General features: G+C 47.2%; 14 protein-coding genes. 4 read left to right on the forward strand and 10 right to left on the reverse strand.

What is annotated here, in order from left to right:
* Nucleotides 1-20 precede the first annotated feature (20 nt).
* The 3 genes from PUW25_RS01535 to PUW25_RS01545 form a co-directional block, all read right to left on the reverse strand.
* Entirely contained in the window at nucleotides 21-1,133 is a 1,113-nt protein-coding gene (locus tag PUW25_RS01535; protein ID WP_274337927.1) for a PAS domain-containing sensor histidine kinase, read from the reverse strand.
* Nucleotides 1,126-1,779 (reverse strand): response regulator, encoded by a 654-nt coding sequence (locus PUW25_RS01540; RefSeq protein ID WP_047912470.1) that lies wholly within the window; start codon nucleotides 1,777-1,779, stop codon nucleotides 1,126-1,128. Before PUW25_RS01540 ends, PUW25_RS01535 begins: the two co-directional genes overlap by 8 nt.
* Before the next feature lie 109 nt (nucleotides 1,780-1,888).
* Entirely contained in the window at nucleotides 1,889-2,341 is a 453-nt protein-coding gene (locus PUW25_RS01545; RefSeq protein ID WP_205054471.1) for a GAF domain-containing protein, read from the reverse strand.
* Between the two features lie 247 nt (nucleotides 2,342-2,588).
* Between PUW25_RS01545 and PUW25_RS01550 the strand changes: the two genes are divergently transcribed.
* Nucleotides 2,589-3,335, forward strand: coding sequence for a Crp/Fnr family transcriptional regulator (locus tag PUW25_RS01550; protein ID WP_274337928.1), 747 nt, complete (start codon nucleotides 2,589-2,591; stop codon nucleotides 3,333-3,335).
* Nucleotides 3,336-3,445: 110 nt separating this feature from the next.
* On the opposite strand, the gene PUW25_RS01555 is transcribed toward PUW25_RS01550, so the two are convergent.
* From PUW25_RS01555 to PUW25_RS01585, 7 genes are all read right to left on the reverse strand, one after another.
* Nucleotides 3,446-3,601, reverse strand: a complete 156-nt coding sequence (locus PUW25_RS01555) for a hypothetical protein (RefSeq protein ID WP_177178771.1) — start codon at nucleotides 3,599-3,601, stop codon at nucleotides 3,446-3,448.
* Between the two features lie 164 nt (nucleotides 3,602-3,765).
* On the reverse strand, nucleotides 3,766-4,059 hold the full coding sequence (locus PUW25_RS01560; RefSeq protein ID WP_047912468.1) for a hypothetical protein: 294 nt from the start codon (nucleotides 4,057-4,059) through the stop codon (nucleotides 3,766-3,768).
* Nucleotides 4,060-4,227: 168 nt separating this feature from the next.
* The gene (locus tag PUW25_RS01565) at nucleotides 4,228-4,611 is read right to left on the reverse strand and encodes a hypothetical protein (RefSeq protein ID WP_274337929.1); all 384 of its coding nucleotides are present in this window, start codon (nucleotides 4,609-4,611) and stop codon (nucleotides 4,228-4,230) included.
* A 139-nt stretch (nucleotides 4,612-4,750) separates the two neighbouring features.
* The gene (locus tag PUW25_RS01570) at nucleotides 4,751-5,404 is read right to left on the reverse strand and encodes an amino acid ABC transporter permease (protein WP_047912466.1); all 654 of its coding nucleotides are present in this window, start codon (nucleotides 5,402-5,404) and stop codon (nucleotides 4,751-4,753) included.
* A gap of 30 nt (nucleotides 5,405-5,434) precedes the next feature.
* Nucleotides 5,435-6,160 carry an amino acid ABC transporter permease gene (locus tag PUW25_RS01575; protein WP_274337930.1) on the reverse strand — a complete coding sequence of 242 codons (726 nt, stop codon included), beginning with the start codon at nucleotides 6,158-6,160 and terminating at the stop codon, nucleotides 5,435-5,437.
* 73 nt (nucleotides 6,161-6,233) lie between these two features.
* The gene (locus PUW25_RS01580; protein ID WP_274337931.1) at nucleotides 6,234-7,106 is read right to left on the reverse strand and encodes a glutamate ABC transporter substrate-binding protein; all 873 of its coding nucleotides are present in this window, start codon (nucleotides 7,104-7,106) and stop codon (nucleotides 6,234-6,236) included.
* A gap of 34 nt (nucleotides 7,107-7,140) precedes the next feature.
* On the reverse strand, nucleotides 7,141-7,869 hold the full coding sequence (locus PUW25_RS01585; protein WP_274337932.1) for an amino acid ABC transporter ATP-binding protein: 729 nt from the start codon (nucleotides 7,867-7,869) through the stop codon (nucleotides 7,141-7,143).
* A 353-nt stretch (nucleotides 7,870-8,222) separates the two neighbouring features.
* Between PUW25_RS01585 and PUW25_RS01590 the strand changes: the two genes are divergently transcribed.
* The 3 genes from PUW25_RS01590 to PUW25_RS01600 all read left to right on the forward strand — a co-directional run bounded on the left by PUW25_RS01590 (nucleotide 8,223) and on the right by PUW25_RS01600 (nucleotide 10,703).
* Entirely contained in the window at nucleotides 8,223-9,824 is a 1,602-nt protein-coding gene (locus tag PUW25_RS01590; RefSeq protein ID WP_274338509.1) for a glycoside hydrolase family 28 protein, read from the forward strand.
* A gap of 102 nt (nucleotides 9,825-9,926) precedes the next feature.
* Nucleotides 9,927-10,373: a nickel-responsive transcriptional regulator NikR gene (nikR, locus tag PUW25_RS01595; RefSeq protein WP_047911353.1), complete on the forward strand. Its 447-nt coding sequence runs from the start codon at nucleotides 9,927-9,929 to the stop codon at nucleotides 10,371-10,373.
* A 114-nt stretch (nucleotides 10,374-10,487) separates the two neighbouring features.
* Nucleotides 10,488-10,703, forward strand: a complete 216-nt coding sequence (locus tag PUW25_RS01600; protein WP_047911354.1) for a hypothetical protein — start codon at nucleotides 10,488-10,490, stop codon at nucleotides 10,701-10,703.
* Nucleotides 10,704-10,934 lie beyond the last annotated feature (231 nt).

A 10,934-nucleotide genomic window follows, 5' to 3' on the forward strand; every position in this document is an offset into this window, starting at 1 on the left:
CAGCATGTCCTTCATTCGTTCTATCTCTTGGGGAAGGACACTGTAATCCTCGTGCCTTCGCCTATACTCGTTTCAATAGATAGAGCTCCACCCGCGCTTCGTGCACGCTCCTCCATACTGAACATCCCGACGCCGGCTCCGGGGATTTCTCGATTGAAGCCTTCCCCCTGATCGGCAATGACGATCGTCAGCTCTTGCTCGCTGTCATCAATAATGACACTGGCATAAGACGCATCCGCATGCTTTGCGGTATTGGTGAGTGCCTCCTGAATGATCCGATAGACGGCCAGCTCCTGACGGTGGGGCAGACGACGATGCAGACTGCATTCAAAGGTGACTTCAATCCCGTAGTAATTACGATAATTCTCAATATAAGAACGAATGGCAGGGACGACACCGAGATCATCGAGCACAGAGGGGCGAAGCTGCCACGCAAGCCCTCGAACCTCTTCAATAATGGAAGTAACCTGATCCCGCAGAGGCCCGAGGTCATTGGGCCTATCGCTCTGACTCGAAGCGAGCTGATCAATCTGGATGACGAGGGAGTATAGGCTCTGCCCGAGGCCATCATGAAGCTCTCGTGAGAAGCGTTTACGTTCTTCCTCCTGGATGCTGATCACCTTGCTCATCATGGATTGCAGCTCGGCTTCAACCTGTTTGAGCTTGGTAACCTCATTTCGCACAGCGAGGTAATGCTTGGGTCTTCCTTGTTCGTTCAAGATCGGGACAATCGTTGTGTTTACCCAGTAAATGCTGCCGTCCTTCGCGATGTTTCGAAGCTCGCCATGCCACACTTTGCCTTGACCGATGGTTCGCCACATGTCCTTCATAAATTCCTTGCTATGATATTTTGAGTTGATAATCCGGTGGTCCTGACCAATCAGCTCTTCTCTGGGATACTTGGACACTTCGCAAAATTTATCGTTGACGTACAGAATCGTTCCCCTTTGGTCAGTCAGGGCGACGATTGAAGACTCGTCAAGCGCCAGCTTCAGGTCGCTGAGCTCGCGGAGCGCACTTTTCAGCTCTGTTTTGACAGGGATCTCCTCGATATGCCGATCCACTTCGGTCAGTAGTGTATCAACTGAATAGCTGCCAAAAGGGGTGGTAAAGCTCTGCTGCTGATCAGTCATAAGAGAGCAGTCCCTTCTTCATGGCGAGCTTGACCAGCTCTGGCCGGCTCTTCAAGCCAAGCTTATCCATCAGGTTGCTTTTGTGAGATTCGACCGTCTTCACACTGATAACGAGATGCTCGGCAATTTCCTTGTTGGAGTAGCCCTTGGCAATCCAGGCCATGATTTCTTTTTCCCGCTCAGACAAAGATTCGAACGGACCGTCTGTATCTCCCCGGCGTATCATTTCAGAGTATTCCTGCATCAGCTTCTTCGTTGCACTCGGATAGAGATAGGCGCTGCCTTCCGCGACAGAACGAATAGCGGTGATCAGCTCCTCATACGGTGCGCTCTTCAAAATATATCCGGATGCGCCTGCCTGAATGGCGCGAAACAAATATTCTTCATCATCATGCATGGTAAGAATAAGGACGTGGACATCGGGCATTTTCTTCTTCAGCTCTGTTGTCGCGGTGAGACCATCCTTACCTGGAGGCATGCTGAAGTCCATGAGCACGACATCAGGCCTCAGCTCCTCTGTCTTGGTAATGGCTTCATCACCGTCTGCAGCATCGCCGATCACTTCGATATCATGTTTGCCGTTCAGCAGTGCGCTGAGTCCGGAACGAACGACGACGTGGTCATCTACAATCACGATCCTAATCAATAGACTCTCCTCCGTTTCCCTGACAGTGTCATCTAACTACCATTCTACTACACACAGGAAAAAGCTGCAGACGAATCCATATCAACAGGTCTCTTATATACATGAATGATCAGGGAGATACGGGATAAAACGCGTTTATAGATTGAGAAATAACATTAGCTTCATTCTGTGCTCGTTTAATATCGGTGTCGGTGAAAGTGTAGTTAGAACGATGGCCGGTAATGATCAGGCCGACGGGTAGTTTGTTATGCAGGATCGGTACGGCGATGATGCTCTTCAGCCGCTCAGCGAGCAGGAGAGGGCAGGTCTGGCGGAGCCCGGACAGGTCCAGACTGGATCCATCAATCATATATTTACGCCCATACTTAAATACATACTGGGCTATTCCTTGGCTTGGGCGGAAGGCTAGTTTGCTCGTGCGTTCGCTGCGGCGGCCTAAGCTTGAAATGACCCTAAGCTTGCCCTCAGGCTCTGTGAGAAGCACGATCGCAGTAAAGTCGGATGTCAAATTTTGATGCAAACGGTTTAAAGCCTCTTCGTCCAATAGGGTTAAGCGGTGCATGGGTCATCACATCCTTTTTATATTTTTCCACTTGTATGATTCCATTTCAATAATTTAATCATGGATGTTATGGATTCATGCATTAATCATTACCGTAAATGTATACGGCGGCAGTGAAAAACTTCACTTGGAGAAATAATGGATGAATTTAGGGGGAATTCACTTCAAAAATCAGGTGTTTCCCTGATCACAGCCCCGACCCGTACACGGTACAATAGAATCAAAGAGAGAGTGGAGGCGGATGGAGATGACAATTGTACTTAACCAAAGGAGACGTGAGGCGACGGTGAGTGGTATTGGCGGAACGGACATTCAAGGAGAGGCGTTGCTTAAAGAGGCCCTTCTAAGCATCATGCAGCCCAAGACGATCACGGCCGGAGAAATATTGTATTACGAAGGTGACGATGTAGAAGCGATTTATTATGTCAAATCGGGTCGGATCAAGATGACCAAGATGAGCGAGGACGGGAAGCAGATCATATTGTCCTTCATGCATGCCGGCGATCTGCTAGGGGAGTTCGGCGGTGTAGACGGTGAAGTCTACGGGCAAGGGGCGGAAGTGGTTGAGAGCGGCGTGGTTGGAGTCATCATGATGAATGATCTGGAGAAACTCCTTAGTGAGAACGGAAATATAGCGCTGGAGTTCATTCGGTGGATGGGAACGATGCAGCGGATAACGCAGCTTAAGCTTCGCGATTTGTTAATGAACGGCAAGGCTGGAGCGCTGGCATCGATGCTGGTGAGAGCGAGCAACAGTTATGGTAAAGCGACGCCAGAAGGAATTCTAGTTATGAAAAAGCTGAACCATGCCGATCTTGCTGAGATGATTGGTGCGACACGTGAGAATGTGACGAAGACGCTGAGCGGATGGAAGGATCAAGGGATCATTGAAGTGACCCAAGGGAAAATACTCATTCGTGAGCTGAAGGAACTGCATGAAATTTGCGGCTGCCCTTCGAATCATGCGTGCTCTTCGAAGATTTGCAGATTATAAATAATCTATGGATCAAATAAAATAGACACCCGCCGCTCTGGAATGGGTGTCTTTGAATGGAATAAGAATCGACAGCAGGCTCTCAATTCTATATGTGAGTTAAGTATGAGTTACTTCATATGGGTAGCGGCTTTTGCAGGATAAGTATAAGACAATTTGCGAATAATTTCCTTCTGCCATTTCTCGTCGCCAATGGACACCGCCAGATTAAGCAGGTCCAGATAATCATCAAGCTGCAGAGTAGTTTTGGTTACGGATGCTTTCATTCTGTCTTAGAGTCCCCTTTATATAGAAAATTTGCAGTTTGCCATGAAGACAACCTACAATAATGATAATCATTATCAATGATTTTATTATGCATGTTTTTTAATCAAATTGCAATTGTTAATCTGTATTTTGTTGGATTATTTTTATTAAGCCGTAACAATCATCATTTCTTCTTGGGGAGCAGAAGGTACGTAATGATGAGGAATGGAATGTAGATTCCAAGGTAAGCAGCGGGAATGACGAACAGCGGGTCGAGCAGGATGTGATGAATCTGTGTCGTAAAGGTCATGCCGCTCATATTCGTGTGATAGACAGAGATTAGCAGGCATACCCCTGCAGCATAGAAACAGAACAAGGCAATGAAGTGCAGCACTCTCTGTATCGGCTTGAAGAGCAGAGAAATGGCACTCAGAATGAAGGGTAGAATAATAAACAGGGCAATAAGCAAGGTGTTCACGTCAAGGCAGCCTCCTTTTATTGCAAGTATCGACATCTTCAAGACGAAGCATACAAAAGAAACTGGAAATCCTTATGAATAGGATATTCAGGTTCTGTGTGGAAATGAGAAAAAAAGATGATCTGCGCTCTGTTCGACTTGAAGAAGGATATGAGGTTGCCTGAGCCGCTACGGATTAAATTTAACGTTTGAAGCATACCAGTGCCCGTTCATAAGCTTTAGATTTATTGTGAGTGTTTCACGAAATCCGAAGTCAGGCTGATCGTATTCATGCGTTACAAATACTTTTGAAATGAAGAAGAAATGTAGTGCGAAAACAGTGCCTAGTTTATGATTTTCAGGATGATATGTAAAACGGCTTGAAGTATCGCCTCTTGCTGTTAAATTGGTGTTATCAAAAAATGGTTGGCTCATGTATTCGGTATAATCATCAACAGATTCAAGAGATTTTTCTAAAATTAGTTTGGTATCGCTCGCTATCCAAAAGCCGAATGCAATGTAAATGAGAATGAACAAGGAAATAAACGATAAGATCCATTTCTTTTTCTTCAAAATGATTGATCCTCCTATGCTAACAAGTGGATACAGTTCAAAGTCTATTTAATCATATAAAAACTGCACCTCCAACTGTTAGTGAGTATCTAACAATCGGGGTGCAGTTTCACTTATCCAGCCTCTACCCTTAAGATGATTAAGCGTCGACGCGGGTCTCGAGTCTCCGGGCAAAGAGAGATAGCGAATAATTAACGATAAAGTAGAGCATCGCGGCAAAAACAATCATCGGAAGGTAGAAATCTGGATTTTGGCCTCCGACAATACGCACGTGATTCATCAGCTCCGGCAAGGAGATGGCGACAGCAAGTGAAGTATCCTTCAGCAATGATATGGTCTGGCTGAGCAGGGGAGGTACCATGCGGCGCAGCGCCTGCGGGAGTGTAATCAGACGCAGTGTCTGAAAGTAACTGAGGCCCGATGAACGTGCTGCTTCAATCTGCCCTTTATCTATGGAATTAAGTCCGCCGCGGAGTATCTCGGCGATCATACAGCCTTCAAATATCGTCAGTCCGAATACAGCAGCCCAGAATACGGACATGTTGATTCCGAACTGGGGAAGGATCAGGTATGATACCAGAATGATGAGAAAGAGCGGGAGGTTGCGGATCGTATCCACGACCACGGCAACGATCTGCGAAATAACGGGAAACTTCGTATATCGAATGGTGCCTAGGATGATGCCAACGATGAAGCTGAGCAGGATGGCGACACCGGCGACCTGCAATGTCAGCATGAAGCCTTCAAGAAGAAATCGTATATAGGGCCAGGTATAAGCGCCTGCAAAATCCATTTTGTCCTCCTCCTTTCACGTCTGAAGAAGCTAGTTAAGCGGCCTGTCCAGTCCTCTTGGCAGCTTGGGTGAACGCGGTTTTTTGGTTGTATTTCGGATCTCACGCTGATTTAAGCGTTTCTCCAAGTAGTGGACAAGGAAGTTTAACGGAAGTGTAATCACGAGATAGAGAATAGCAACAACGGTGTAGACCGATAGCGTCTGGAAGGTAGCTGAATTGACGCTGTCTGCAAAATACATCAGATCCAGTCCGGCAACGACAGCCAGTATGGAAGAATTCTTCACCAGATTGATGGACTGATTCCCCATGGCAGGGAGCACGATACGAACAGCCTGAGGCATCACGACATGCACCATCGTCTGGATATAGCTGAGCCCCGAAGAGCGGGCTGCCTCCAGCTGCCCCTTGGGTACGGATTGAATCCCTGCCCGGATGGATTCGGCCACAAAGGCAGAGGTGTAGATGGTTAGACCCAGTGTCCCGGATACGAAGCCATCTAGATTGAGTCCTACAGATGAGAGCCCATAATAGAAAAAGAAAATCGTCACAAGTAGTGGAATATTACGTATGAATTCAACATAGGCCGCACCAAACCAGTTAAGCGGCTTGATGGGTGCAATTCGAAATACAGCGATAACGGCACCGATCAGAAAGCTGCCGATCAGCGCCATGAGACTGATCTTCAGCGTATTCAGAAAGCCTGCCGAGAAATCATCCCAGTATCGCCATAGCACACTTATATCAATTTCTGGCATCGGATTCACTCCTTCTTAGTTGCAAATAAAGAAGGGCGGCCGAGCCGCCCTTACGAAAGGATGAGTATACGGGTTACTCCGCGCTTGGCGGACTTGTTCCCAGCCATTTTTCATAGAGCTCATCATATTCTCCGCTGTCTTTCATCTCTTGAAGCATTTCATTGACGGTATCGACCATTTGTTGATCGCCTTTGCGAATGGCCATGCCGTAAGGCTCGTCAGTGAAGATGTCTCCAACCATTTCGAAGTTCGGATCGTCCTGCATCATACCCAGAAGAATGGAGTTGTCTGTGGTCAGCACATCGCCTTTGTTCGCTTTCAGCGCAGTGAAGGCTTCTTGGTAGTTCTCGAATTCGAGTACTTTGGCATCCGGTGCTTTTTCCTTAATGTTCGTAACAGAGGTTGAGCCTTTAACGGCAAGTACTGTCGTATCCGCATTGAGGCTATCAATCCCTGTGATCGGACTGCCCTTGGCTACAAGCAGAGACTGACCTGCATTAAAATAAACATCGCTGAAGTCGACTTCCTTCTTACGATCCTCAGTAATAGTCATCGTCGCGATGATAATGTCGATCTCGCCGTTCTGAAGAAGCGGTGTCCGGGTCTTGGAGGTGACCTCCTTCAGCTCTACTTTGGTCTCATCGCCGAGTATCTTCTTGGCGAGCGCCTTGGCCATATCGATATCGAAGCCTTCAACATTGCCGGATATAGGATCCTTCAGTCCAAACAGCCGGGTGTCGTATTTAACACCTGCAATGACTTTGCCGCGTTCCTTGATCGCTGCGATGGTATCTATGTTCTCTGATGCTTCCTGGCCGCCTGATGTTCCTGAGGAGCCTGTAGCTGGCGATGCTTCATCATTGCCGCAGCCGGCGAGTACAATAACAAACATAAGCATGAATAAGAGCGAGAGCTTGGAACCTTTAAATCTCTTCTTCGTTTTCATAAATAAAAACACCCCTTTTTTTATCATTTATGAATTAATGATGGATTAAACGGCTGAGAAATTGGCGTGCGCGTTCTTCTCTAGGGTTAGAGAAGAATTGTTCTGCGGCAGCATCCTCCAGGATCTGTCCCTCGTCCATAAAAATAACCCGGTCGGCTACTTCGCGGGCAAAGCCCATCTCATGTGTGACGATCACCATCGTCATCCCCGAGTTTGCCAAAGTTCGCATGACATCAAGAACTTCGCCGATCATCTCGGGATCGAGTGCCGAGGTGGGTTCGTCAAACAGCATGATTTTGGGATCCATGGCGAGTCCTCTTGCGATGGCTACACGCTGCTGCTGTCCGCCGGAGAGCTGGCTGGGATAACTATCTGCCTTCTCTGCAATGCCGACACGGGATAAATATTTCATCGCGGTCTCAGCTGCAGCAGCCTTGGACTCCTTCTTCACCTTGATAGGAGCCAGTGTAATATTCTCGATAACCTTCTTGTGGGGGTATAGATTGAAATGCTGGAATACCATGCTGATGTCTTTGCGGAATTTGTTAATGTCGATCTTGCGCTGATGCAGAGGAACGCCGCTGACATGCAGCTCTCCGCCGGATATCGTCTCCAGACGATTGATGCAGCGCAGCAAGGTGCTTTTGCCTGAACCGGAAGGGCCGATGATCACGACGACTTCGCCTTCCTTAATCTGGAGGTCGATGTTCTTGAGTACGTGAAAGCTGCCGTAATGTTTGTTAACATTTTTAAACTCAATCAATGGGAGATCACCGCCCTTTTCTATTTCTACTCATCCATCTAAGGAATATAAAGGAAATATGAATATAATGATACAATAAGACCAAAGAGTAGAGCAATCTATTTGTCATGAAACATTACATAAGTAGCAATTGATCTAGTACTTTTGTTGTATGAATGTGAGTTGCTTGTTAGGAATAATGAAATTGAGGTGCTGGCATTGTCTATAAAATGGGTCTTAAAACATAAATAAGCAATATTTTCAAAAATATGATCTTTTTTGCAAGGAATATGATAGAGAAGCTGCGAATATATCACGGGAGAGCAATGGAATCTTGAACTTCATTATATAAGTACAAAGGAGATTTGATGCCTGTGAAGGAACTGAACGTGCATGAGATCGATGGAACGGAAACTTCTCTGTATCATGTTAAACTTCCGGATATCCCGCAGCGTGAATTTCGAATTGTGGACTTTGGTGCCCTTGGCAATGGGCTATACGATAATACAGATCATATTAACTCAGCGCTGGCGGCCTGTGCGCAAGCAGGCGGGGGCAGAGTCATTATCCCTGCCGGTATATGGCTGACAGGACCGATCCTGCTTCAGAGCCGAACAGAGCTGCATTTAGAGCGGGGGGCCCTCGTTCGGTTTAGCAGAGAATATACGGATTATCCACTCATCCTATCAAGCTATGAAGGGCGTGAGGTGATCCGCTCAAGATCTCCGCTGGACGGTGAGAATCTCACAGATGTGGCTATAACCGGGGAAGGTATATTCGATGGCAGCGGTGATGCATGGAGACCTGTGAAGCAGAACAAGCTCACCGCTTCAGCCTGGGGAGCACTCGTCGCCTCCGGTGGTGTTGTTAACGAGCGTGAAGGAGGGAATTCCATCTGGTGGCCGTCCGAACGGGCAATGAACGGTGCTTCCCTGACGGAGGCCCTCCATACATCCGGAGTAAGGGACAAGGCAGCTTATGAGCCGGCTCATGAATATCTGCGTCCTAATCTACTCAGTCTGCGCCGCTGTAAGCGAGTGCTCTTGGAAGGAGTCACCTTTCAGAATTCCCCGGCGTGGAACTTGCATCCATGGGCCTGTGAGCATGTTACGATTCGCCATGTGAATGTCAGGAATCCGTGGTACGCACAGAACGGGGATGGGCTCGATCTCGATTCAGTAAGGCATGCGCTCGTTGAGTACTGCTCCTTCGATGTCGGAGATGATGCCATCTGTCTTAAATCAGGCAAAGACGCAGAGGGACGCGAGCTCGGCATCCCTACTGAATATGTAACCATTCGCCACTCTACGGTGTATCATGGGCACGGCGGATTTGTCATCGGCAGTGAGATGTCCGGCGGCGTTCGGCATATCCGAGTCTCCGATTGTATGTTTATGGGAACGGATATCGGTCTGCGCTTTAAGAGCGCGAGAGGCCGCGGCGGGATTGTAGAGGATATTATCATAGAGCGGATCCGGATGCTTGATATAACGAAGGAGGCCATTTCCTTCTCACTCTTCTATGAGGGGAAGGAAGGCTCGGGCCGAGGAGATGAGAAGATCTATGCTGTGGGCGAGGGGACGCCGATTTTTCGTAATATATCCATTCGTGAGGTGGTATGCAGTGGAGCCCAAACTGCACTGTACATGAATGGTCTCCCTGAAATGCCTGTGGAAGATCTAAGTGTGGACAATTATCACGTACAAGCAGTAAATGGATTCGTATGTTCTCAGGCCAAGCATCTGAAGCTGACACATATTACAGCAAAGGTAGATCAAGGCTCTCTTGTCAGCTTGCATCAATGCCGTGGTGTAGAGCTGTCCGAGCTCGAAGGACTCGGAGCCGACGGACGGCTGCTCGTGGTAACAGGATCGGATAGCACTGGTATTGTCTACGGGGTCGCAAGCGAGCAGGAAGGGTGCCAAATATTAGCAGGACCGGGTGTGCGAAGCGGCTCGCTGATACGGAGAAGATGAAGCGGCAGTTAGCGATTAGGGTTCATTTCTATATTTCAAACCACGTTCCTATGTTAAACTTCTGTTCATATGATGTTTAATTGAAGGACAGGAGGGTTCAACATGAACGATAAGGATGAGCTGACTCGATTTGGCGTAGCATTCCCGACGCCGCTGATCGAACAGTTTGACAAATATATACTGGAACAGGGCTATAAGAATCGTTCCGAAGCCATTCGTGATCTGGCTAGAAGAACGATGCTTGAGCCTTCAAGACTGCATTCGGACGAGCAGGTGGCCGGTGTGATTGTGATGGTCTATGACCATCATGCCAGTGAGCTGCCGAGTAAGCTTATGGAATTGCAGCATCATTATCACCAAGACATTATTTCAAATATGCACGTTCATCTCAATCATCATCAGTGTCTAGAAGTCATTGCTGTTCGCGGATCTGTCAGCAGCCTTCGCTCATTGCATCAACAGATCCAGGTTCAGAAGGGTGTACACTATGCTGAGCTGTCTGTGACGTTTAATGATGATGAGAAAGAGAAAGCCCATTCACATATTTAAGTGGCTATCCCTCTTTACAGACTATATATAGGGGTATACAATAGAGGTTACCACTATCTATTGTATTATATTGGTATTTTTAAGCTGCGATATAGAAATGGGAGGGAATATTAGATGAACCGCTATCTCTTCGAATATGAACTACAATCCACTGGCTTCCGCGGTGAATTCAGCTGGGTAGAGGAGTCTGAAGAGAAGGCAAAAGAAGCTGTCCGTGAGCGGATCGCTGATCTTGAATTTACAGACCTGGAGGATGTCGTCGTGGGTAAACTACTCAAAACGATGGACGCATCCAATCGTTATTTTGAATGTGAGAACTGTGCTTCTTAAGTTATAGCTGCAGTCTATATATCAGCAGAGGATCTTCAAATTTGCCTAATGGTGAATGAGGGTCCTCTTTTTTATGCTCTTTTTTATTCGCTTTATGATTTCTCTCCGTGTTGATTTTTTTCTGGCATGATTGACTTATGTCAACTTTCATTACGCCACCAGTGGTTTTAATCCAAAATATGGTTGATGGCTCTCCGAATATCGTGCTACAATTAGTAAAATTTGTAGCAC

Source organism: Paenibacillus urinalis (genome assembly GCF_028747985.1).
Taxonomy (GTDB): Bacteria; Bacillota; Bacilli; order Paenibacillales; family Paenibacillaceae; genus Paenibacillus; species Paenibacillus urinalis.